The 21,848-nt window shown below is 67.0% G+C and carries 20 protein-coding genes; 7 read left to right on the forward strand and 13 right to left on the reverse strand.

The genetic code is table 11. The features are described 5' to 3' along the window. Nucleotides 1–300: 300 nt before the first annotated feature. The 5 genes from rpsT to IP65_RS17540 all read right to left on the reverse strand — a co-directional run bounded on the left by rpsT (nt 301) and on the right by IP65_RS17540 (nt 6,487). The gene (rpsT, locus tag IP65_RS17520; protein WP_022675888.1) at nt 301–561 is read right to left on the reverse strand and encodes a 30S ribosomal protein S20; all 261 of its coding nucleotides are present in this window, start codon (nt 559–561) and stop codon (nt 301–303) included. A gap of 260 nt (nt 562–821) precedes the next feature. Then, nucleotides 822–1,949 (reverse strand): cytochrome P450, encoded by a 1,128-nt coding sequence (locus IP65_RS17525; protein WP_156306693.1) that lies wholly within the window; start codon nt 1,947–1,949, stop codon nt 822–824. 170 nt (nt 1,950–2,119) lie between these two features. Then, nucleotides 2,120–3,172, reverse strand: coding sequence for a ferrochelatase (gene hemH / locus IP65_RS17530; RefSeq protein ID WP_054132468.1), 1,053 nt, complete (start codon nt 3,170–3,172; stop codon nt 2,120–2,122). Beyond that, complete coding sequence (locus IP65_RS17535) at nt 3,172–5,460, reverse strand: molybdopterin cofactor-binding domain-containing protein (RefSeq protein ID WP_369801310.1); 2,289 nt, start codon at nt 5,458–5,460, stop codon at nt 3,172–3,174. The genes hemH and IP65_RS17535 overlap by 1 nt, the downstream gene beginning before the upstream one ends. A gap of 58 nt (nt 5,461–5,518) precedes the next feature. Next, complete coding sequence (locus IP65_RS17540) at nt 5,519–6,487, reverse strand: Mrp/NBP35 family ATP-binding protein (RefSeq protein ID WP_054132470.1); 969 nt, start codon at nt 6,485–6,487, stop codon at nt 5,519–5,521. Between the two features lie 206 nt (nt 6,488–6,693). Here IP65_RS17540 and hflK point away from each other — a divergent pair, with 206 nt between their 5' ends. The 3 genes from hflK to IP65_RS17555 all read left to right on the forward strand — a co-directional run bounded on the left by hflK (nt 6,694) and on the right by IP65_RS17555 (nt 10,442). Beyond that, nucleotides 6,694–7,926 carry a protease modulator HflK gene (hflK, locus tag IP65_RS17545; protein ID WP_054132471.1) on the forward strand — a complete coding sequence of 411 codons (1,233 nt, stop codon included), beginning with the start codon at nt 6,694–6,696 and terminating at the stop codon, nt 7,924–7,926. After that, on the forward strand, nt 7,926–8,768 hold the full coding sequence (gene hflC, locus IP65_RS17550; RefSeq protein ID WP_054132472.1) for a protease modulator HflC: 843 nt from the start codon (nt 7,926–7,928) through the stop codon (nt 8,766–8,768). The genes hflK and hflC overlap by 1 nt, the downstream gene beginning before the upstream one ends. A gap of 117 nt (nt 8,769–8,885) precedes the next feature. Continuing rightward, a complete protein-coding gene (locus tag IP65_RS17555) occupies nt 8,886–10,442 on the forward strand; it encodes a Do family serine endopeptidase (protein ID WP_054132473.1) in 1,557 nt (518 codons plus the stop codon). Nucleotides 10,443–10,558: 116 nt separating this feature from the next. On the opposite strand, the gene IP65_RS17560 is transcribed toward IP65_RS17555, so the two are convergent. The 3 genes from IP65_RS17560 to msrB all read right to left on the reverse strand — a co-directional run bounded on the left by IP65_RS17560 (nt 10,559) and on the right by msrB (nt 13,678). Beyond that, a complete protein-coding gene (locus IP65_RS17560; RefSeq protein ID WP_022677497.1) occupies nt 10,559–10,804 on the reverse strand; it encodes a hypothetical protein in 246 nt (81 codons plus the stop codon). A gap of 109 nt (nt 10,805–10,913) precedes the next feature. Then, nucleotides 10,914–13,073, reverse strand: coding sequence for a transglycosylase domain-containing protein (locus IP65_RS17565; RefSeq protein WP_231627769.1), 2,160 nt, complete (start codon nt 13,071–13,073; stop codon nt 10,914–10,916). A gap of 206 nt (nt 13,074–13,279) precedes the next feature. Further along, on the reverse strand, nt 13,280–13,678 hold the full coding sequence (msrB, locus tag IP65_RS17570; protein ID WP_054132475.1) for a peptide-methionine (R)-S-oxide reductase MsrB: 399 nt from the start codon (nt 13,676–13,678) through the stop codon (nt 13,280–13,282). A gap of 152 nt (nt 13,679–13,830) precedes the next feature. Between msrB and IP65_RS17575 the strand changes: the two genes are divergently transcribed. Further along, nucleotides 13,831–14,364 carry a helix-turn-helix domain-containing protein gene (locus IP65_RS17575; protein WP_082350228.1) on the forward strand — a complete coding sequence of 178 codons (534 nt, stop codon included), beginning with the start codon at nt 13,831–13,833 and terminating at the stop codon, nt 14,362–14,364. A gap of 154 nt (nt 14,365–14,518) precedes the next feature. Here the strand turns inward: IP65_RS17575 and IP65_RS17580 are convergent, their stop codons facing one another. Beyond that, nucleotides 14,519–14,899 carry a UrcA family protein gene (locus IP65_RS17580; RefSeq protein ID WP_054132476.1) on the reverse strand — a complete coding sequence of 127 codons (381 nt, stop codon included), beginning with the start codon at nt 14,897–14,899 and terminating at the stop codon, nt 14,519–14,521. A 374-nt stretch (nt 14,900–15,273) separates the two neighbouring features. Here IP65_RS17580 and IP65_RS17585 point away from each other — a divergent pair, with 374 nt between their 5' ends. The 3 genes from IP65_RS17585 to IP65_RS17595 all read left to right on the forward strand — a co-directional run bounded on the left by IP65_RS17585 (nt 15,274) and on the right by IP65_RS17595 (nt 17,362). Then, nucleotides 15,274–15,540 (forward strand): hypothetical protein, encoded by a 267-nt coding sequence (locus IP65_RS17585; RefSeq protein WP_022675922.1) that lies wholly within the window; start codon nt 15,274–15,276, stop codon nt 15,538–15,540. A gap of 66 nt (nt 15,541–15,606) precedes the next feature. Further along, the gene (locus IP65_RS17590; RefSeq protein WP_054132477.1) at nt 15,607–16,458 is read left to right on the forward strand and encodes a diacylglycerol kinase family protein; all 852 of its coding nucleotides are present in this window, start codon (nt 15,607–15,609) and stop codon (nt 16,456–16,458) included. Between the two features lie 55 nt (nt 16,459–16,513). Beyond that, nucleotides 16,514–17,362, forward strand: a complete 849-nt coding sequence (locus IP65_RS17595) for a metallophosphoesterase (RefSeq protein ID WP_054132478.1) — start codon at nt 16,514–16,516, stop codon at nt 17,360–17,362. A 109-nt stretch (nt 17,363–17,471) separates the two neighbouring features. Here the strand turns inward: IP65_RS17595 and IP65_RS17600 are convergent, their stop codons facing one another. The 4 genes from IP65_RS17600 to secB form a co-directional block, all read right to left on the reverse strand. Next, entirely contained in the window at nt 17,472–18,137 is a 666-nt protein-coding gene (locus IP65_RS17600; RefSeq protein WP_054132479.1) for a DUF4136 domain-containing protein, read from the reverse strand. Nucleotides 18,138–18,350: 213 nt separating this feature from the next. Then, complete coding sequence (gene trpS, locus IP65_RS17605) at nt 18,351–19,367, reverse strand: tryptophan--tRNA ligase (RefSeq protein ID WP_054132480.1); 1,017 nt, start codon at nt 19,365–19,367, stop codon at nt 18,351–18,353. A gap of 13 nt (nt 19,368–19,380) precedes the next feature. Continuing rightward, nucleotides 19,381–20,967 carry a murein biosynthesis integral membrane protein MurJ gene (gene murJ / locus IP65_RS17610; protein ID WP_054132481.1) on the reverse strand — a complete coding sequence of 529 codons (1,587 nt, stop codon included), beginning with the start codon at nt 20,965–20,967 and terminating at the stop codon, nt 19,381–19,383. Nucleotides 20,968–21,011: 44 nt separating this feature from the next. Beyond that, nucleotides 21,012–21,539, reverse strand: coding sequence for a protein-export chaperone SecB (gene secB / locus IP65_RS17615; protein WP_022675928.1), 528 nt, complete (start codon nt 21,537–21,539; stop codon nt 21,012–21,014). Nucleotides 21,540–21,848 lie beyond the last annotated feature (309 nt).

Here is a 21,848-nt window from a genome sequence, read left to right on the forward strand (position 1 = left end):
GGCGTGGTCTCTGTCTATGAGCCACTGCGGGGGCTGTGCAAGCCCATGGAGCGCAAAATTTCTGAAATAATTAGCCTTGACTCAACAACTACGCGACAAATCGCCAAGTCATTGAATTTATAGCTATTAGCAAATCAGAGAACGTGCGAATCGCCACGAATCCGACACTTGCCGAAATGGCCGTGTCATCGAACCGTCGCATAAGCCGCAGACGAAAATGGCCGGCGTTCATCACGCCGGCCAAAGCCGTATTTGTACGCAGCGTATTCCTTCAGGAAAAAGGAATACCCCAGCGCCGAATCAGAGCGCAGCGACTCGCTTGCTCAGACGCGACAGCTTGCGGGCTGCGGTGTTCTTGTGGACCACGCCACGGGCAACGCCACGGGCCAGTTCCGGCTGGGCAGCCTGCAGGGCTTCTGCCGCCACGGCCTTGTCGCCGCCAGCGATCGCGGATTCCACCTTCTTCACGAAGGTGCGGATGCGCGAAAGACGGTTGCCGTTGATTTCGGCGCGGCGTTCGTTGCGACGGATGCGCTTGCGGGCTTGCGGCGTATTGGCCATGTCTGTCCTGTTTCGTCCTCTGGCGGGCCACCCCGATGGGGCAGACCGGGAAATGTCCTGGTAGCTTGCTCGACGTAGTCGTTCGACAAGGCGGGCAAGCCCGCCGGAAAGCGGCGCCCTTACCGGGCTGTGGACGAATCGTCAAGGCGCGCGTTGCGCCTTTGCCATGCGTCCGGCCGCCCCGTGGCAGTCAAACGCCCGGCCCCGGCCATGCGTACTTGCGATTCGCCCGCCCGCCATAGCGGGCAAGCCCCTCCACCTCAATCCGCATGGCGCAGCAAGACCTTGCCGCCTTCGCCCGCCGGAGCCAGAACAAAGCGATCGAGCAGATGGGCAATGCCCAGCCGCGCCGCCGCCAGCACCGCCGGCCCGGCGCCGCCAGGCAGCGTATCTTGCGCAATCCAGGCACCGGGGGCACGCGCCACCGCGCGGGGTGCGGCAAAGCGCAGCGGATCGAATCGCTGCGGCTCGGGCCACAGCGCCGGATCGGCGTGGGTCAGCGCCGGGCTGATCGCCACCAGCGTGCCGGCCTCCAGCCGGTGCTCGCCTACCATGACATCTGCTGCCACCCGGCGCTCCACCAGCAGTGATCCGGGCATCAGGCGCAGCGCCTCGTTCGTGGCCATGTCCACCAGTTCCAGCGTTTCGGGCGCTGCGCCGGTGCCCGCTGCGGGGCGATAGGCGCTGCGCACTTCGGCGCGCAGGGTGTCCTGCCAGTCCGGCGTGTCGGCCAGATGGCGCACCAGGGTGCCCAGCACGCGCAGCGCCGTGGCATGGCTGGCCTGCACGGCATCGAGCAGCCCGGGCGCGGTGCAGCCGGCCTGGTGCAAGCCCTGGGCCAGTGCCTTGCGCGCGCCCATGGGCGAGGACGGCAGGCCGCGCGGCATGGCCCGGCGCAGCAGGCTGCGCCCATCGTCGAGCGTGCTCAGCGCGTTGGCCAGCCGCTCGGCCGGGCCGGAACCATAGGCCAGGCCCGTGACCGCCGGCACCAGTGCGCGCGCCAGGGTCATCGCCATGGCCGACTGAAACCGCACCGTGCCAGCGCGCCAGCGGCCCAGCTCCGCCCCCAGCGCGCGCTCCAGCACTGCCAAGTCAACTGGCAGATCGGCTTGGCGCGCCAGCGGCACGAACCGCGTGCCATCATCGGCAAGCACCAGGTGATTATGCGCCGCATCGAGCAGGATCACCCGCTCGCCCCGGCGAAACACCGGCCCCAGGTTGGCACGTTCGCGCAGCAGCAGGGCCGCGTCATCTTGCCAGGCCGTCACGCGGCTTACCGGAATGTCAGGCTCAAGCGGTGGCGCGGCCAGTGTCGGATCAGCGCCGGCCACGGGTAGCGGCACGGCAGGGGAATCATGGGCTTGTGCAGGAATCGCCGATGTCAGCATGCTCTCTCCATCGGGCCGAACCTGTTGCCGGTTCTGGCCCGTTCATCCGCGCTGCCCCCGAAACCCCCGTTTCGGCGCTGCAGCACGGCTGGATGGCAACATGCCATGTCTGGCGGGCGAGTCAAATCGCCCGCGCAGGCGGCGCTCCTGTGGCGCCCAGGGCGTGGCGCTCAGGCGGCGATCCAGCCGGCCAGTTCGCGCCGCACCAGGGCTTCGAGCAGGTCCATGCCGTGTTGCGAGGTGTTGAGGCAGTCCAGCGCGGCAAAGTCGGTGCCGCCGGCAGCCAGAAAATCCTCTTTCCCGCGCAGCGCCAGTTCTTCCAGTGTTTCCAGGCAGTCGGCGGAAAAACCTGGCGCGGCGATGGCCACCTTGCGGGTGCCGCCCTGGGCCAGTTCCACCAGCGTGGTATCGGTGGCCGGCTCCAGCCACTTGGCCCGGCCAAAGCGCGACTGGAAGCTGGTCATCAGCGCCATCCCCGGATGGCTCTGGGCAAACGCGGCCGCCAGCAGGCGCGAGGTCTTGCGGCAATGACAGTGATAGGGATCGCCCAGGTGCAGCGTGCGCTCGGGCATGCCGTGATAGCTCAGCAGCAGCACATCGGGCACGAACGCCAACGTGGCGATCTGGCGTGCCATGTCGGCATGCAGCGCGGCAATCGCTACATCATCGTCATGGTAGGGCGGCAGCGTGCGCAGCGCCGGCAGGCGGCGGCGCTGCTTGATCCAGTCGGCCAGGGCGTCGAGCGCGCTGGCCGTGGTGGCGCCGGAATAGTGCGGATAGAGCGGCGCCACCAGGATGCGTTCGCATCCAGCGGCGAGCAGCGCATCGAGTTCCACCGCCATCGCCGGGCTTTGATAGCGCATGGCATGGCGCACGATCACACCATCGCCCAGCCGCGCCTGCAGCGCGCGCGCCTGGCCAGCGGTGATCGCGGCCAGAGGCGATCCTTCCGGGCCCCATACCTGGGCATAGGCATGGGCCGATTTCTTGGGCCGGGTGCGCAGGATGATGCCGCGCAGGATCGGCTGCCACAGCAGCGCGGGGATTTCCACCACGCGCTTGTCCGACAGGAATTCCTTGAGATAGCGCCGCACCGAGGCGATATCGGGCGCATCGGGCGTGCCCAGGTTCACCAGCAGAACCCCGATACGCCCGGTTGCCACCGGCGGATGATCGGCCGGCAGATGGGCGGGGCAGGCATGGATTGGGGCAGCAGAGGTCATCAAACGCCTTCAGACAGGAGGGGGAGGCGGCGCAACCGCAGCCCGGTTGCGGAAAACAGCGCATTGGCGATGGCCGGCGCCACCGCCACCACCCCCAGTTCGCCGGGATCGAACGGCTGGGCGCTGCTCTCGACAAAGACAATCTCGACCTTGGGGCAATCGGCCAGCAGCGGCAAGCCCAGCTGGCTGAAATGCCCTGCCAGCGGCCGTCCGGCGGCATAGCCGGTGCTGCCACCCACCGCCAGCCCCAGGCCAAAGAACAGCCCGCCCTCGATCTGCTGGCGGGCCAGGTCGGTATTGATCACCCGGCCGATATCGACGCACGCGCTCAAGGCCTCGACGCGGATGGCGCCATCCACCTGCCGCGCGGTGGCGACCACGGCGATATAGCCGTGGCGCGGCCCATCCGCTCCGGCCAGCGACATTGCATGGCAGGCAATGCCCTGGCCCGAGGCATCGGCCCCGCCACCCCACATCGCCAGATGCGCCACGCCCTGCAGGCAGGCGGCCAGGCGCGGCTGCCCGCCCAGCATGGCCATGCGGAAAGCCAGCGGCTCGCTACCGCCAAAATGGGCGCATTCGTCGATGAAGCTTTCGGTCAGGAACGCGGTAATGGCCGCGCCGCCGCCACGCATCCGCGCTGTGGCCAGCGGCAGCGCCACCGGCACATGCTGCACCGCGCATTCGGGAATGGCATAAGGCGGCATAGCCCCTTCCAGGGCCAGCGGATCGGCGCTGCCCTGCCAACGCCGCGCGCTTTGCGGACCTTCGCCGTCGAGCACGCGCGCTGCCGTCTCGCGCATGAAGGCTGGCGCGGCAATGCGGCTGCGCCAGCCCAGCAACTGTTGCTTGTCGGGGCTCATCCCCGCTTCCATCAGCGCCGCAACCGGCGCGCGGGGCAGCCCGGCGAGCGATTCTTGCCAGCGTGACCAGGTCAGTTGCACCGGCTTGCCCGTGGCCCGCGCCAGGGCGGCCGCCTCGCCGGCGATTCGGCCATCGAGCCGCGTGTCAAAGCTGCCACCGGCCGCCATGGGATAGACCACCACGTCTGCCTCGGACAGGCCCGCTGCCCGCGCCCCTTCGCGCCGCGCCGCCTCGGGTGCCTGGGTCGCCAGCCACAGCTCCAGCCGGCCATGCTCCAGCCGCGCCGTGCAGGTGGCCGGCTCCAGCGGCGCATGGAGCGCCACTTCGATGTCATAGCGGGCCGACAGGCTGGGCTTTTCCAGCAGAGCGGTGGGATCGCCCTGCCCCCACAGGCGCACCGGTTTGCCCTTGGTGAGCGCGGTATCGAGCGCTGTATCGATGGCATTGCTGTCGGCGACCGGTCCGCGCGGCCGAAACCGCGGCTCCATCGCCGCCACGGCGCGGTCGGCGGCATGCCAGGTCACCCCGATCGCCGCCAGCCAGCCCTTGGCATGAACCACGCCCAGGCATCCCGGCACCCGCGCGGCGGCCTGGGCATCCCACGAAGACAGCACGCAATCGCCCTGCGGCCCGTGCGCGATGGCGGCGTGGACCATGCCAGGCAGGCGCACGTCGGCGGCAAAGACAAAGCTGCCATCCACCTTGGCCGGCAGGTCGAGCCGGGGAAAGGCCGGGCGGCTGCCAGCGGGAAACCGCGCCGGCGCCTCTTGTGCCGGGCTGGCACGCAACGGCGCATCGCGGGGTGGGTCGCGATCGAGCGCGGCATCGATCAGCCGGGCAAAGGGCAGGCGCCGGCCCTGCTGGTCGGCACGCCGCTCGATCACGGCATGGCCGCGCGTATCGAGGCTATCGGCAGCCACGCCCCACTGGGCCGCCGCCGCCGCGATCAGCTGCGCGCGCAGCGCCGCCGCCGCCTCGCGCAGGGGTTGTTCGAACATGGCCAAGCCGGTGCCCGCCACAGTCAGCATCATCGGCCCGCGCTCGGCCTTGAGGCGGGTCAGGCCATTGGCGGGATCGGCCATCATATCGGGCAGGATCGGCAGCCAGGTAGGCAGCCACAGCGGCGCCCAGTGCGCCGCCAGCACGGCATCGGCATAGGCGGGGCTGAGTGGCGCCGGTTCTACCGCCACCTGCGCCCAATCGGCGCCCAGTTCCACCGCCACGATCTGTGCCAGCAGCGTGGTCACGCCCTGGCCCATCTCGCAGGCTGGCACGGCCACGGTCAGCGTACCATCGCGCGCCAGCTTGAGGAACGCATTGGCCACCCGCTCGCCCTTGCCGGCCACCAGCGGCGCGGCATAGTGGCGCGGCACCAGGGCAAAGGCGGCAATCAAGGCGCCCCCTGCCCCGGCACCGATCAACACGCCGCGTCGCGTCGGTTTCAGCCTGTTAAGGGCTGGTGGCAGGGCCATTGCGGGCCGATCAGGCCGTCTGGTCCAGCGCCGCCAGGACGGCGCGCGCCAGCCCCATGAACGCCTGCGCCTGCGGCCCTTCGCCAGCGGCCGGCGGCTCGCCCGCGTCGCTCTTCTGGCGGATCGCGATATCGAGCGGCACCCGGCCCAGGAACGGCAGGCCCAGTTCGCGCGCGGTCACTTCCGCGCCGCCATGGCCAAACGGATCGCTCACCTGGCCGCAATGCGGGCACAGGTATCCGGCCATGTTCTCGACCAGGCCCAGCACCGGCACTTTGCCCTGGTCGAACAGCCCGATCGCGCGGGTAGCGTCGATCAAGGCCAGGTCTTGCGGGGTGGACACGATCACCGCCCCCGCCGGCTTGTATTTCTGCAGCATGGTCAACTGGATATCGCCCGTGCCCGGCGGCAGGTCGACCACCAGGATTTCGGTATCGCCCCAATCGGCCTCGATCAGCTGGCCCAGCGCGCTGCCGGCCATCGGCCCGCGCCAGGCGATCGCCTGCCCTGGCTGCACCAGATGCCCCATCGACAGCATCGGCACGCCCCACGGGCTGGGGATCGGGATCATCGTCTTGTCGCGCGCCTCGGGCTTGCGCCCTTCGGTGCCGAGCAGGCGTGGCTGCGAGGGGCCATAGATATCGGCATCGACCAGGCCGACCTTGCGCCCCAGCCGCGCAAGCGCCACGGCCAGGTTGGCCGACAGCGTGGACTTGCCCACGCCACCCTTGCCCGAACCCACCGCGAGAATGCGCCGGCTGCGCTTTTCAGCGGTCAGCGCCACGCGCAGCTCGTCCAGCCCGGCCGCCACGCCCGCAGCCTTGGCCGCCTGTTCCAGCGCAGCCCGCGCAGAGCTGTCCAGCCCGCCGGCATCGATCACCGCCGTCGCGCTCGTGCCGGTCACCCGCACCACATGAAGCCTTTCGCCACCCACGGCATCGGCAATGGCCTGGCGCACGGCCGCTTCATCGATCGTCACTGCTTGGTTCCTGTTGCTCGCCCGTTTCCCGGGCCGTCCCTTGGCACATCTGTCCCGGCAACCCGGGGGCGTGTTATTGCCCCCTAGCAGACGAATTTTGGGAACGAGACACTGTTTTTCACGCGATCCCTTCCTATAAGACTGGTCATGACTGCTTTTCGTGGACTGGCCTTGCGCCCCCTCGCGCCCTTTTCGGAATCCCGGTCATGACGGACCGCAAAAGCCCATGGGGCGCGGGCAACGAACCCGGCGGCAGCGAGCCCGGCCAGGAACCGGGCGCTGCGGACAGCAACGCAGAACCCGGCTCGCCAGGCGCCAGCAGCGACACGCCCAACGATGACAAGGCCAAGCCGGCAAAGGGCACAGGCAGCAAGGCCCCTGGCGGAGATGCCCCGCGCAATCCCTGGCTGCCACCAGCCGGAGACCCGCGCCGTCCGCCCAGCATCGAAGACATCTTTCGGGCCCGCGCCGGCAAAGGTGGCGGCAACGGCGGGAGAAACGGGGGCGGCCGTGGCGGCAATGGCGGCCCCACTGGCCCGCTGCTCGGCGGCCGTGGCCCCAACCTGCGCCTGCCGCAGCGGCCCGATGGCAAATCGTGGTGGCCGATCGGCATTGCCGCCGTCGTCCTGCTCTGGCTGGGCGGATCGAGCATGCACCGCCTTGCTCCGCAGGAACAGGGCGTGGTCACCACGTTCGGCTCCTATTCGCGCACGCTTGGCCCTGGCGTCTCGTTCACCCTGCCCTGGCCGATCCAGTCGGTCGATACGCGCGATGTCACCTCGATCCAGCGCGAGACCATTCCCGAAGGCGATGGCGAGCGCCTGATGCTCACCGGGGACCAGAACCTGGTCAACCTCAACTATCTGGTGCGCTGGAACATCAAGGATCTCAAGCTCTACACCTTCCAGCTGGCCGACCCTGACCAGACCGTGCGCGAAGTGGCCGAAGCATCGATGCGCGCCGCCATCGCCGAAGTGAACTTCAACGATGCCATGGGCACCGGCCGCGCCACGATCGAGCAGAGCGTTCGCGACAAGATGCAGCGCGTGCTCGATGCCTATCGTTCCGGGGTCAAGATCCAGGGCGTGGAAATCACCAAGATCGATCCGCCGGCCAAGGTCGTCGACGCGTTCAAGGAAGTGCTCGCCGCGCAGCAAAAGGCGCAGGGGGATGTGAACGAGGCGCAAGGCTGGGCGCAAAAGAAGCTGGCGGCCGCCCAGGGTGAAGCCGCCGCTTTCGACAAGGTTTATGAACAGTACAAGCTGGCCCCGGAAGTGACCAAGCGGCGCATGTATTATGAAACGATGGAGCGCGTTCTGGGCCAGACCGACAAGGTGATCGTGGAAGCACCAGGTACGGTGCCCTATCTGCCGCTGCCCGCCTTGCGCCAATCGCCGCCGCCCGCGCCGGATGACAACCGCCAGGGGGGGCAACGCTGATGCAGCCGTTCATCTCGCTCAACCAGCGCATCATCGCCGGGCTGGTCGCGCTGGCGGTGCTGGTCATGATGTGCGTGATCGCCGTGCCCGAAACCGAACAGGTGGTGATCGTGCGGCTCGGCCAGCCGGTGCGCGTGATCAACCGCTATGCCCCCAATGCCGATTTCGGCCGCACCGGCGCGGGCCTGGTCTGGCGCATTCCGTTCCTTGAACAGGCAGTGCGCATCGATCGCCGCGTGCTCGATGTCGATATGGAACGCCAGCAGGTCACCTCGCTCGACCAGCGCCGCCTGGAAGTGGATGCCTATGCCCGCTTTCGCGTGATCGATCCGATCAAGATGTACGAGACCGCCGGCACGATCGACCGCGTGGCACAGCAGCTGCAGCCGATCCTCAATTCGGTGCTGCGCCAGGAACTGGGCAAGCGCACCTTTGCCTCGCTGCTCACCCCCGAACGCGGCCAGGCCATGGCCCGCATCCGCGAAGGGCTCGATCGCGAGGCGCGCGAATACGGCGCCCAGGTGATCGACGTGCGGATCAAGCGCGCCGACCTGCCCGATGGCACGCCGCTGGAATCCGCCTTTGCCCGCATGGCCACCGCCCGCGCCCAGGAAGCGGCCACGATTGCCGCCCAAGGGCAAAAGAATGCGCAGATCATTCGCGCCCAGGCCGAAGCGGAAGCAGCCCGTATTTATGCGGCCAGCTTTGGCAAGGATCCTGAATTCTATGACTTTTACCGTGCCATGCAGAGCTATGACTACACCTTCACCCAGAAAGGCAGCAATACCAGCATCATCCTTTCGCCCGACAACCGCTATCTGAAGCGTTTCAAGGGCGACTGATCGGAACCTGTTCCATTCAAAGTCCGTTCATGCGACGAAGCGTGAAACGGCTCCCGGATCGGGCGCGGTTTTCCCTCACGCCGCGTCAAGCAACAAGCGAATAAAGGATCAACCCTCGTGCGATACGCTTATGGAGTGACTACGGCACTGCTTCTCGCCGGCAGCGCGCTCACGCTGGCAACGGGCTTTCCGGCCGGCGCCCAGGTAGCGCAGAATGACAGTTCGCAGATTCAGGCGATCACCCCCCGCCAGGGTGCGCCGTCCAGCTTCGCCGATCTGACGGCCCAGCTCCAGCCCGCCGTGGTCAACATCTCCACGCGCCAGCGGGTCAAGGTCCAGAACAACAACCCCTTTGCCGGCACGCCGTTTGGCGATCTGTTCGGCGGTGGCCAGGGCGGCCAGGGTGGCGGCAGCACGCGCGAGGCGCAGTCGCTCGGCTCGGGCTTCATCATTTCGGCCGATGGCTATGTGGTCACCAACAACCACGTGATCACCGCCGATGGCCAGGGTGAGGTGGAATCGATCTCGGTCACCACGCCCGATGGCACCGAATATCCCGCCAAGCTGGTTGGCAAGGATGCCGCATCCGATCTCGCCGTGCTCAAGATCACCGGCAACAAGCCGTTCCCGTTCGTCAAGTTCGGGGATTCGCGCAAGGCCCGCGTGGGCGACTGGGTCATCGCCATCGGTAACCCCTTTGGCTTGGGCGGCACGGTGACGCAGGGGATCATCTCGGCCGTCTACCGCGCCACCGGCTCGGGCAGCGCCTATGACCGCTATCTCCAGACCGACGCCTCGATCAACCGCGGCAACTCGGGCGGTCCGATGTTCGACATGGCCGGCAACGTGATCGGCATCAACAACGCGATCTATTCGCCCACTGGCGGCAGCGTCGGCATCGGCTTTGCCATTCCCGCCGAAATCGCCGCGCCGATCGTGGAAAAGCTCAAGAACGGCCAGGCGATCGAGCGTGGCTATCTCGGCGTGCGCATCCAGCCGATCAACGATGATCTTGCCGCCTCGCTGGGCCTGCCCAAGAACCGTGGCGAATTCATCCAGTCGGTCGAACCGGGCGCTGGCGCGGCCAAGGCCGGCATCCAGGCGGGCGACGTGGTCACCCGCGTCGATGGCAAGGACGTCAAGCCCGACCAGACGCTCTCGTTCATCGTTGCCAACACCGCCCCGGGCAAGACCGTGGCCATCGACCTGGTGCGCAACGGCAAGCCGATGACCGTCAATGCCGTGGTCGGCAAGCGCCCGACCGAGGAAGAGCTCGCCAACCAGAGCTTCGACCAAGACCAGCAGGACGACAACGGCCTGGGCGACAACAGCGATGGCCAGCAGCAGCAGAAGCAGGCCCAGGCAACGGGCGCGCTGCAAAAGTCGCTGGGTATCGGTGCCGTGCCGCTCACCCCGCAGATCGCCCGTCAGCTGGGCGTGAGCGAGGATACGCGCGGCGTCGTCGTCACCGGGGTGGACAGCTCGTCTGACGCTGGGGCCAAGGGCCTGCAGCGCCGCGACATCATCCTCTCGGCCAACTATCGCATGCTCGCCACGGTGGCCGATCTGGAAGCCGTGGTGCGCCAGGCCAAGGCCGAAAACCGCGAGGCCGTGCTCTTGCGCGTGCAGCGCGCCGGCCAGCCGGCGATCTATCTGCCGATCCGCCTGCGCTGATCGCCAGACCGCTTAGCCAAGCATAGAAAGGCCGGCATCCCCACGCGGGATGCCGGCCTTTTTGTTTGTGAAGAGTGGGGCGCACGCAGCGCCCTCACCCTGCCGTCAGCAAGCCATCAATAGTTGGCTGCCGGGTCGCTGGCCGGGAAGCTTTCGTCCACCACCTGGTCCTGCTTGTCCCACTTAGGCGGATCAGAGCGCATGCCCTCCACCCCGGCAGAGCGCACCTTGGCAAAATTGTCGCCCGGCGTTTCGCCATGGGCAAACGCGGCCGGCGCGGCGCTCTCGCCGTCCTTGTTGCGGACGCTGCGATAGATGACGTAGCCCGCCACTGCGGCGGCGGCCCAATGGAATATGCTCATCGCTCAACCTCCATCTGCGGCAGCCAGCAAGGCCGCCGATCATGGGGCACAAACGAACCGGGGCGCGAATGGTTCGCGCCCCGGTGGCATTTTCATGCTGTCACAGGTTTCAATAGCCCTGCCAATCCTGCGCCCGACGGTCTGGCGGCGGCTTGGTGGCCGGCGGCCGGGGCACTGCCGGCTGGGCTGGCCTGGGCGTCTGGCGGGTGCGGCCAGTGGCGCGATCGAGCAGATCGTCACTTGCCGCCGCTGGCGCATTGCGCGGGCCCTGGCGCGCCGGCGCTGCCGGACCGGTGCCCAGGCCATCCTGGTCCACCGGAATCGCATCGTCGGGCGTGCGGCCCTGCGGCCCGCCGTTGGGAGCGCCGCTCTGGCCGCCTTCCAGCCCATCGCCCTGCTGGCCGTTGACGGTGTTGCCGTTCTCGTCGGTATAGTAATAGTCGTTGGGGTTGTTGAGCATCGCCTCGTCATCGGGCTCCAGCTGCCATTCGGGCAGCTTGAGCTGGTTGTCGAACTGCTCGACCGGGCGCTTGGCCGTGGCCACGCGCATATAGGCAGCAAAGGCGCGCGCCGGGGCAGTGCCACCCTGCAGGCCGGGAACGGGATGGGCATCGTCGCGGCCCATCCACACGCCCGTGGTGATCCCACTGGAAAAGCCCAGGAACCAGCCATCCTTGTTGGAACTGGTGGTGCCGGTCTTGCCGGCCACGGGGCGGCCGATCTGCGCCGCGCGGCCCGTGCCGATGTTCACCGCTGTCTGCAACAGATCGGTGATCTCTGCCGCCACGTAATCGGGCACCAGCTGCTGCTGCGCATCGGGACGGTGGCTGTAGAGCACTTCGCCGTCGGTGGTGGTCACCTTGCGGATGCCATAGGGCGTCACCAGCCGGCCCTTCGCCTCGACCGAGGCGAAGGCGCGCACCATGTCGATCACGCGCACGTCGCTGGTGCCCAGCACCATCGAAGGCATCGTGTTGATCGGCGTGGTGATGCCAAAGCGGCGGGCCATGTTGGCCACGGCGCTGAAGCCCACTTCGTTGCCCAGCTGCGCCGCCACGGTGTTCTTGGAATAGGCAAAGGCGGTGCGCACGTCGATCTGGCCGGCATAGCTGCCGCCCGAATTGCGCGGGCTCCATCCGTCGATCGTCACCGGCTCGTCCACCACGCGGTCTTCAGGGCGATAGCCCCGCTCCAGCGCCGCGAGATAAACGAACAGCTTCCACGCCGAACCGGGCTGGCGCACGGCATTGGTGGCACGGTTGTAGTTCGAGGTAACATAGTCAGTGCCGCCCACCATCGCCAGGACCGCGCCATCGCGGTCGACGCTGACCATCGCGCCCTGCGCGCCCTTGGGCACTTGCGAGCTGATGGCATCGGTGGCGGCGCGCTGCGCCACAGGATCGAGCGTGGTCCACACTTCGATCGGCTGGTCATTATCGGGCACCAGCACGTCAAGCTGCGGCAGCACCCAATCGGTGAAATAGCGGGCCGAATTCTGGCCCTGCTCGGCCGCGAGATGCACGGCCTTGAGATCGACTGCGCCCGCCTGGGCCGGAGTCAGCGTGCCGGCATCGACCATGGTTTCCAGCACCACCTTGGCGCGATCGACCGCGGCCTGGGCGTCTGCCGTCGGGGAATAGTGCGATGGCGCCTTGACCAGGCCAGCGATGATCGCCGCCTCGCCCAGCGAAAGCTGCTCGCCCGAATGGCCGAAGAACTTGCGCGCGGCCGAATCGACGCCATAGGCGCCGCCGCCGAAATAGACCTTGTTGAGATAGAGTTCGAGAATCTGGTCCTTGGAAAACTTGCTTTCCAGGGCCAGCGACAGGATCGCCTCGCGAATCTTGCGGTCGAACGTGCGGCTGTTGTTGAGGAAGATATTGCGCGCCAACTGCTGCGTGATGGTAGAGCCGCCCTGGCGCCAGTGCCCGCTTTGCGCGCGCACCATCAGCGAGCGCACGATGCCCACCGGGTCCACGCCCCAGTGTTCGCGGAACCGGCGGTCTTCCACCGAAACCAGCGCATCCTTCATCGGCTGGGGGATGCGATTATAGGGAATCCACTTGCCGTAGCTGGGCCCGAGCGTGACGATTTCCGAACCGTCGTTGGCCCGCACCACGATCATCTGGCCGGCCTGGCTGGACTTGAGCTTGTCATAGCTGGGCAGCGAACGGGCGGTGACCAGCACCGCGCCGGTAATCCCCAGCGCGACCAGCAGCGCCAGGCCCGTGCCCCACACCAGCAGGCGGCGCAGCCATCGTCCGATCATGGAAGGTGCGCGGCTGCGCTGCGCGGGGTCATCGCCGTCTTGTCCGCGGCGCGGAACGTCCCGTCTGGCCATTAGTGGTTACCGGTTTCCTCGAAGGCGCAGGAGCGCGCCGTGATTGCGAGCCAAGGGCCGCCCTTGCACGGGCGATCCGTAACGCAGGGTTAATGAAACAGGCAACCCGGCGCCTCGGCTCGCTCCCTAACGCATCATTCTTCCGGCGTGAAGTCGAGCGCGGCAGAGTTCATGCAATAGCGCAGCCCGGTGGGCGCCGGGCCATCGGGAAACACATGGCCCAGATGCCCTTCGCAGCGGGCGCAGCGCACCTCGGTGCGAATCATCCCGTGCGAGGTGTCGCGCAGTTCTTCAACCGAGGTTTCGTCAACCGGGTGAGTAAAGCTGGGCCAACCGCAGCCGCTGTCAAACTTGGTGGCAGAGGTGAACAGCGGTTGCCCGCAGCCTGCGCAGGTATAGTCGCCGCGCGCCTTGTTCTTGTCGTACTTGCCGGTGAACGCGCGCTCGGTCCCGGCCTGGCGCAGGACGTGATACTGCTCCGGGCTCAGGCGTTCGCGCCATTCCGCCTCGGTCAGGTTCAACTTGTCGGTCATGGATGGGATCTCCTTTGCCGCGCAATATGGGGTGCAGGCGCGGGCGGAACAACCGGATGGCGCGCGTTCTGGGGCGTCCTCTGTCGCCTTGTGCCACTTCCTGTCGCACGTCGCTTAAATTCCGCCACATTATGCGCTATGACCGATGCGTGATGGAAAAATTGCAAGAGCCTCTGGCCGATATTGCCCAGTGCAGCCTCCCCGTGGCGTTGGAGGTGATGGGCGAGCGCTGGTCCTTCATGATCCTGCGTGCCGCATTCACCGGCATCTCGCATTTCGAGGAATTTCTCTCGCAACTGGGCATTGCCCGCAACATCCTGTCCAACCGCCTGTCGCGGCTGGTCGATCATGGCATTCTCGCCCGCATTCCCTGCTGCGACGATCGCCGGCGCGTGGAATATCGGTTGACGCCCAAGGGCTTTGACCTGTTGCCGGCGATGCTGGCGCTGCGCCAGTGGGGGGAAAAGTGGGGCGCGGGCATTTCCTGCAACCCGGTGCTGTGTGATGCCCGCGATGGCCAGCCGATCGCGCCGATCGTGCTGCGCGCGCATGATGGCCGCCCGCTTGGCCCGGCAGATCTTGCCTGGCGCCCGCGGGAAGAAATCGATGCGCCGGCACCGGCCGAAAACGCCGATCATGATCGTGGGGAACAAGCGCCGGCCGCAAAGTCCAAGGAACGGGCCTGACAGTATTCGGGGCAGGATCGCCGGTGGAAACGGCGACCCTGCCCCGCCAACCGCACGGGGGACTGCGCGTGCGGCAAGCTCTTGTCTGGACGTTGTTTGATGAATGGAGCCAAAACGGTTTCGTTCGCGCAAATTCATGAATGCGGCGAACTGCTCAGCGTGCGGCCAGAACCTGCTCGCGGGCCAGCGCAACCTGAACCTTGCCCTGGCGCGTCGCCACGCTGAAGCAGTTGCGCTGGTCCTGCGCCTGGTCGAGCGTGACCTTGCCGATACCGATGCCGCAGGCCTGCCGCGCAGCGGCGCGCACCCGACGATCGGCCACGGCGCGGCCCTGCACGGTCATCAGGTTAAGGTCGGACAGCTTCACCGGCACGCGAGTCACGGTCATGCCCATGTCGGCGTTCGACTCGGCCGATACGGCGGCGGTGGTCTGCGCGGCGGCAGGCATGCTGCCCAGCGATAGGACGCCCAGCGCGGCAAGCGAGAGAGCGAGGGGGCGGAAGGCGGGGCGGAAGGCAGTGGTGGTGGCAAACATGGGTCGATTCCTTTTGTGTGGTGGAACAAAAGCGCGGATCGAATGGATCAGTCGGGTTTCTGTGGCATCCCGCAGGGCGTCTGTTGGCCCGTTGGGCTGTCTGTCTTGCGGTATGTCAGTGGTTTAACCCAGTCCTGCCGCCCCGGCGCGCCCTGCTCGACCAGGCACGGCCCCATCCCGACCAGCGCCGCTCGTCCCCGACGAACCGCCATGCAGCACCGGCCAACGACACGACCGTTCCGCCCTTGGGCCGACCAACGCCTTGACCGCGCGGGCCGGCGGACGGCAATGCCGGCTCGATTCGTCTGAACCTGCGTGTCACTGCGCAGCAAAGCCTTTGCCCCGCGGCAAGAAAGGCGCACTATCGTGGCGCAATGGCAGTGGCCGTCATCTTTGTCCTGGGCATCGTCAACTTCGCGCTCAACCGCGCGGTGATGGCCAGCAACCATCCGCTGCTGCGCCAGATGCCGCCGCTGCTCAAGACAATGAACCAGCGCTTTTCGCTGCTGATCGAGTTCCTCATGCTGGTGGCGGGCATGCTGCTCGCCGCGCAGGGCTGGGCCTGGGGCGCGATCGGCTATGGCCTCTACAGCATGATGAACGGCTTTTCCGCCTGGATGATCTTGTCGGGCCGGGTCTGACCATAAGGCCATGGCGGGGAACCGCGCGGTGCCCGGCGCATTGGCCGGGGGGAGGACCCTTTGCTCATGACCACCATTCCGCTCTGGCTTATCGTCAATCCGGCGAGCGGCAGCAATTCCGAAGCTGCCGTTGCCGCACTCACCGCTGCCTTGGCCGAAGGCGGCCACGCGCCCTCGCGCGTGCTACGTATCCCGGCCGACGATCTGCCCACCCGCGCCACGCTGGAGGCGGCCAATGTCGCCACGCTGGCAATCTTCACCGGCGATGGCACGGTCAATGCCCAGGTTGCGCGTCTGCACGGCTGGTCGGGGCGAGTACTGATCCTGCCGGGCGGCACGCAGAATCTCCTGGCCAAGTCCCTGCATGGCGATGTCGATGCCCCCACGATCGCGGCGCGGCTGGGCCGGGGTGAACTCCATGCGATGCGCCGCCACGCGGTCGAAACATCGGCCGGCCATGCCCTGGTCGAAGTTCTTGCCGGCCCCGGCGCCACCTGGGCTGATGTGCGCGAGGGCGTGCGCGACATGGACCTGTCGAGCATCGCCAGCGCCCTGGGCGAAGCGGTGCGCAGCACTGCCGGCGGCGCTGCCGTGCGCGTGGAGGACCCCGCTTTGGGCAAACCCGAAGGCTATCGCGCCGTGCGCATGGATGCCGATGATGGCACGCTCACGCTCGATGGCTATGACGCGCAGGATTGGGCCGATCTCGCCGCCCATGGCGTGTCGATGCTGGTCAAGCGCGATTTCCGCCAGGGGCCGCATGAAGAACTGGGCCAGGCCGAAGCGGTGGCCTGTGCCAGTGACGAACCTATCGCGCTGATGATCGATGGCGAACGCCGCGATGGCGCGCAGCGCGAAACCTTCCGCTGCGTTACTCTGCCGGTCGAATTCCTCGCCAGCGCGGCCGCCGCCTCTTGACCGGGCAGCGCCGCGCGGGAAAAGCCGGCCGGCAGCCCCAAGGAACCCGCCCGGCATGACGCGCATCTTTCATATCAGCGATATCCACTTCGGCCTGGAAGACCCGCGGGCCTTGGCCTGGCTGGTCGATTGCGTGGCGCAGGAACGGCCCGACGCCGTGGCCATTACCGGCGACCTGACGATGCGCGCCCGGCACCGCGAATTTGCCGCGGCCTGCCAATGGATTCGCGCGCTCGACGTGCCCGTGACAGTCGAAGTGGGCAACCACGACCTGCCCTATTTCAATCCGATCGAGCGGTTCTTTGATCCCTACCGCCGCTTTCGCGCCATCGAACACGTGCTGGAACGGCCGCTCAACCTGCCCGGCGTGGCGATCGTCCCGCTCAAGACCACGGCACGGGCGCAATGGCGCTTCAACTGGTCCAAGGGCCACGTTGGCAACCATGCCCTGGCCGATTGCCTGGCGCGCATCGATGCACTGCCGGCCGGCACGCGGGCGATCGTGGCGTGCCACCACCCGCTGGTCGAGGCCGGCACGCGCGGCAAGGCGCTGACCCGCAATGGGAACAAGGCCCTGGCCGAACTTGCCCGCCGCCAGGTGATGGCGGTGCTCTCGGGCCATGTCCACGATGCGTTCGACCTGATCCGGCCCACCCCGCATGGCCCAGTGCGCATGATCGGGGCGGGCACGCTCTCGCTGCGCACCCGCTCCACCCCGCCCAGCTTCAACGATCTCGTCCTGCGCAACGGCGATATCGAGGTGACCGTCCGCAACCTCGAAGCGGTGCCCACCCCCGCCATGCAGATCGAAGACGTCCCCGAAAACGCCCTCCCCCCGCGCGAGCCGGGCGAACCCGTCGCGCCGATCGCCGCCATTCCGCCGGTCGATCCGCCGGTGCACTGAACCGGCAGGAACGCCCCGACGCCGCATAAGCAAAAACCCCGCGCCTTTGCCGGCACGGGGTCTTCGTTGGGCATCACACCGGCCAGTTACGCCAGCCGGCGATCACGCCTTACTTCTTCTTTTCGGGCGCCACCGAGATGCGCACGGTTTCCCCGTTGTGACCGGGGAAATCGGTGAACATCGCATCCACCAGGTTCGGCACCAGATAGGGCAGGCGGTTGGAAGAGGAGGCCGCCTGGGCCTTGCCCTCGAACAAGCGCTTGCCGTCGCTGCGGCGCTCGATCTTCATGTCGATGCCGCTGGTGTAGACGGTGACCACGTCGACGCCGCCAAAGCCCGGGCCCCACAGCGGATCATACCATCCATAGCCCCAGCCGCGCCGGCCCCAGAAACCGCCATAGGGGCGGCCATAGAAGCCGGGGCCATACCACGGACCCCAGAACGGGTCATAGGCGCCGGTCGAGCGTACATGCTCGCGGCCCTGGTCCACGCCATAGCCGAACTTGACCACCAGGTCAGAGGTCTGCGGATCACCCGGGACATAGCCCAGGCTGGCCATCTTGGCGGCCACCAGGCTGGCGTACTGCGAGAATTCGAGACCGCCCTGGTCACGCGGATCTTCCGCCACCACGGCAAAGGTCTGCCCGGCAGGGGCCGGCAGTTCGCGCTGGAAGCGGGAAACCTTGGCGTCGAAATTGGTGGCGCAACCCGACAAGGCCAGAAGAAGGGGAGCAGCCAGCAAGGCAAGTTTGCCGGCCCGAAGCATCTTGGTCATTACTATCGACTCCTTATGCGCACCGGTGTCCCCAATCCCCGGCGCCGGTCGTGTGTTAGCACGACGAAATGATGCCTGCGAGGGGCTGAATGGAGCTTGAATAATAACGCACAGGACGGTGAAATGCTCCGAAATCCAGGGAGATGAACGAAAGGGCGCCCCTCGTCAAAGGAGCGCCCTGTTCATCTGCCAGCCCCGGGGCCGCTTGGTGGTTCAGCGCACCAGCCCCAGCGCGGCATAAGCCGCGTCGAGCGTCGGCACCGCCAGGCTGCGCGCCTTTTTTGCGCCGCGCGCCAGGATCGCGTCGAGCGCGGCGCGGTCTTCGCGCAGCGTGCGATAGCGCTCGGCCATCGGCGCCAGCTTGCTCACCAGCAGTTCGCCCAGCGCCGGCTTGAACTGGCCAAAGCCCTGGCCGCCAAACTGCGCCAGAACGCCCGCCACATCGGTGCCGGCCATCGCGGCATAGATGCCCACCAGGTTGCGCGCCTCGGCCCGGCCTTCCAGCCCGGCCGCCTCGCTCGGCAGCGGCTCGGGATCGGTCTTGGCCTTCTTCACCTTCTGCATGATGGTGTCGGCATCATCGACCAGGTTGATCCGGCTCATGTCCGAAGGATCGGACTTGCTCATCTTGGCCGTGCCATCGCGCAGGCTCATGATCCGCGCCGCTTCGGGCGGGATGATCGGATCGGGCAGCGTGAAGACGGGCGCGTCTTCGCTGGCGAAGTCGTTGTTGAACTTCTGCGCGATGTCGCGCGCCAGTTCCAGGTGCTGCTTCTGGTCGTCGCCCACCGGCACGTGCGTGGCCTGATACAGCAGCACGTCAGCCGCCTGGAGCACGGGATAGGTGAACAGCGCCACCGAGGCACCTTCGCGGTTCTTGCCCGCCTTGTCCTTCCACTGCGTCATGCGGTTGAGCCAGCCCATCCGCGCCGTGCCATTGAGCAGCCATTGCAGCTCAGCATGGGCCGGCACCTGCGCCTGGTTGAACAGGATCGAGCGATCCGGATCGATCCCGCACGATACCAGGGCCGCCACCATTTCGCGCGTGTTGGCACCCAGCTGGGCCGGTTCGTGCGGCATGGAAATGGCGTGCAGATCGGCCAGGAAATAGAGGCAGGTCGCGCCCTTGGCGGTCCATTCGTCCTGCATCGCCACCCAGTTGCGGATCGCACCCAGGTAGTTGCCGAGGTGAAGATTGCCGGTGGGCTGAATGCCGGAAACGATACGCATGGAACGTCTTGCCTTACGATTTGTTGGCGGGTGCCGCGCGGCGGCGGCGGGTGAGCAGCGCGAGGTCTTCGCGCGTGAACGCCCCCAGGACGAGGGTGGCGAGGCCATAGACGACCATGCCGGCCATGACCAGCACGGCCAGCGCGCCGATGCGCAAGGCCCAGGTGCCATGCACATACGGCATCAGCACGCCCTGCCCGGCCCACAGCACCAGCCCCATGGCCAGGGCGGCCAGCGCCAGACGCGGCGCGCGCCGGCGCAGTTGCGCATCCGGGGTGAAATGCCCCCGCTTGCGCAGCGTATGATACAGCATGCCGACATTGACGGTCGAGGCGATCGCGGTGGCCAGCGGTGGCCCCATGTGCTGCAACGGCACGATCAGCACCAGGTTGCCCACCAGGTTCACCACCATCGAGATCGTGGCATAGCGCACCGGCGTCTTGGTGTCGTGCCGCGCATAGAAGCCCGGGGTCAGCACTTTGACCAGGATATAGCTGGGCAGGCCGATCGAGAAGGCGGCCAAGGCCTGCGCGGTGAAATGGGTGTCGGCGGCGGTATAGCGGCCATAGCCGAACAGCGCGGCGGCGATCGGTTCGCCGCACAGCACCAGCGCCATGGTCGCCGGCAGCGTCAGCAGCAGGGCCAGTTCCATGCCGCGGTTCTGGGTTTCCTGCGCCGCCGCATCCTCGCCCGCGCCGAGCTGGCGCGAGATCGTCGGCAACAGGACCGTGCCCAGGCCAATGCCGATCAGCCCGAGTGGCAACTGGTTCAGCCGATCGGCCATGTAGATATAGGTCACGCTGCCATGCGCCAGCAGCTTGGCCGCCAGCGCGGTGGAAATGACCAGGTTGATCTGCACCGCCCCGGCCCCGGCTGCAGCCGGCCAGATCAGCGCGAGGAAGGCCTTCACGTCAGGGTTCAGACGCGGTCGGCGCAAACGCAGGCTGATCCCATTTTGCCGGCACGACCAGTAGAGCCAGGCGAGTTGCAATGCGCCCGAAACCGACACTGCAATCGCCTGGTTGCGCGCGGTCAGTAGCGGATCGCTATTGTGGAACCCGAACAGCGCCACGATCTGCGTGATGTTGAGCAGGATCGGCGCGGCCGCGTTGACCCAGAACTTGTGCAGCGAATTGAGAATCCCGCCCAGCAGCGAAACCAGGCTGATCAGCATGAGATAGGGAATCGTCAGCCGCGAGAGCGACACGGCAAAGGCGAACTGTTCGGACGAAACGCCGTTGAACCCGCCAGACAGCAGCAGCGTGACCGGCCATGCCAGCACTTCCAGTGCCACGGTCATCAAGATCAGAACCGGCAGCAGAACCGCCAGCGCTTCTTCGGCAAAGCGCAGCCCATCAGGCAGCCCTTGGCCGGCAGGATCGCCCACCTTCTTGTTGAACATCGGGATGAACGCCGAGGAGAATGCCCCTTCGGCAAACAGCGCCCGAAACAGATTGGGCAGGCGAAACGCAATAAGGAACGCGTCAGAGGCAAAGCCTGCGCCGACAAAGCGGGCAAACAGGCTGTCGCGCACCAGGCCAAGCACGCGGCTGGCCAGGGTAAGCCCGCCGATCGTGCCGGTCGCCTTCAGGAGGTTCATGCGGTGTCCTTCAGGCGACCGGTGCGACTCGGGCGATCAGCGAATCAGGCGTGGCCGGCCGGTTCGGCGGTCGCCGTGGCCTGGGCCTGGGCCAGTTGCGCCATGTAGAGGCCGTTGAAGTCGATCGGATCGAGCAGCAGCGGCGGGTAGCCGGCGTCGCGCACGGCATCGGCCACGATGCGGCGGGCAAACGGGAAGACCAGGCGCGGGCCTTCGGCGAACAGGAACGGGTGGGCCTGTTCGTCGGTCACGTTGCGCATGCCGATCAGCGCGCCATAGGCCAGTTCGATGATGAAGGCGGTGCCCTGCGCACCCTTCGACGTCACGTTGATCTTGAGTTCGATCTCGTGAACTTCGGGCGCCAGGGCGCGGGCGGCGATGTTGAAATCGACATGGATTTCGGGCGCCTCGGTCCACTGATAGCTTTCCGGCGCATTGGGATTCTCGACAGAGAGATCCTTGATATACTGGGAAATCAGCCCGATCGCCGGCGAGTTGTCTTCGCCGTTTGAAACCACGCCTTCGGCGCCATCGAGGGAGAGATTGCTGATGATGTTGCCTTCGTCGGCCATGGTCGCATGCTTTCGTTCGGATGGGGCGCAGGGAACGCGCCGGGTAAACGTGCCCGGCGCCTAGCATTGTGCGCAACGCCCGGCAACAGACTGCGTCTGGCACGCCAGTCACCCTCTGCCAGCGGTCATTGCACCAAAGGACGGGAACCAACTGCGCGCCTGCGCGATTGCAGCGATCAGGCAGCGCACGGGCGCAATCCGGGCGACTTCGTCGGTGGGCAACGTCACAACGCGGGAATCCGCCATTGTGCCGTCCACGCGTTGTTCATTTGTAATTCGTACCTATTTGATGCACGATCAACCGGTGGC

Origin of the sequence: Novosphingobium sp. AAP1 (assembly GCF_001295765.1) — a bacterium.
Taxonomy (GTDB): domain Bacteria; phylum Pseudomonadota; class Alphaproteobacteria; order Sphingomonadales; family Sphingomonadaceae; genus Novosphingobium; species Novosphingobium capsulatum.

Bases quoted from the DNA above. Each gene is read 5' to 3' on its own strand.
- secB (WP_022675928.1), bottom strand. From the start codon at position 21,539: ATGGCCGACGAAGGCAACATCATCAGCAATCTCTCCCTCGATGGCGCC.
- IP65_RS17525 (WP_156306693.1), bottom strand. From the start codon at position 1,949: ATGCTGACATCGGCGATTCCTGCACAAGCCCATGATTCCCCTGCCGTG.
- IP65_RS17585 (WP_022675922.1), top strand. From the start codon at position 15,274: ATGGCAGTGGCCGTCATCTTTGTCCTGGGCATCGTCAACTTCGCGCTC.
- hflC (WP_054132472.1), top strand. From the start codon at position 7,926: ATGCAGCCGTTCATCTCGCTCAACCAGCGCATCATCGCCGGGCTGGTC.
- IP65_RS17580 (WP_054132476.1), bottom strand. From the start codon at position 14,899: ATGTTTGCCACCACCACTGCCTTCCGCCCCGCCTTCCGCCCCCTCGCT.
- msrB (WP_054132475.1), bottom strand. From the start codon at position 13,678: ATGACCGACAAGTTGAACCTGACCGAGGCGGAATGGCGCGAACGCCTG.
- IP65_RS17595 (WP_054132478.1), top strand. From the start codon at position 16,514: ATGACGCGCATCTTTCATATCAGCGATATCCACTTCGGCCTGGAAGAC.
- IP65_RS17560 (WP_022677497.1), bottom strand. From the start codon at position 10,804: ATGAGCATATTCCATTGGGCCGCCGCCGCAGTGGCGGGCTACGTCATC.
- IP65_RS17575 (WP_082350228.1), top strand. From the start codon at position 13,831: ATGGAAAAATTGCAAGAGCCTCTGGCCGATATTGCCCAGTGCAGCCTC.
- murJ (WP_054132481.1), bottom strand. From the start codon at position 20,967: ATGAACCTCCTGAAGGCGACCGGCACGATCGGCGGGCTTACCCTGGCC.
- hflK (WP_054132471.1), top strand. From the start codon at position 6,694: ATGACGGACCGCAAAAGCCCATGGGGCGCGGGCAACGAACCCGGCGGC.
- hemH (WP_054132468.1), bottom strand. From the start codon at position 3,172: ATGACCTCTGCTGCCCCAATCCATGCCTGCCCCGCCCATCTGCCGGCC.
- trpS (WP_054132480.1), bottom strand. From the start codon at position 19,367: ATGCGTATCGTTTCCGGCATTCAGCCCACCGGCAATCTTCACCTCGGC.
- IP65_RS17600 (WP_054132479.1), bottom strand. From the start codon at position 18,137: ATGACCAAGATGCTTCGGGCCGGCAAACTTGCCTTGCTGGCTGCTCCC.
- IP65_RS17590 (WP_054132477.1), top strand. From the start codon at position 15,607: ATGACCACCATTCCGCTCTGGCTTATCGTCAATCCGGCGAGCGGCAGC.
- rpsT (WP_022675888.1), bottom strand. From the start codon at position 561: ATGGCCAATACGCCGCAAGCCCGCAAGCGCATCCGTCGCAACGAACGC.
- IP65_RS17565 (WP_231627769.1), bottom strand. From the start codon at position 13,073: ATGATCGGACGATGGCTGCGCCGCCTGCTGGTGTGGGGCACGGGCCTG.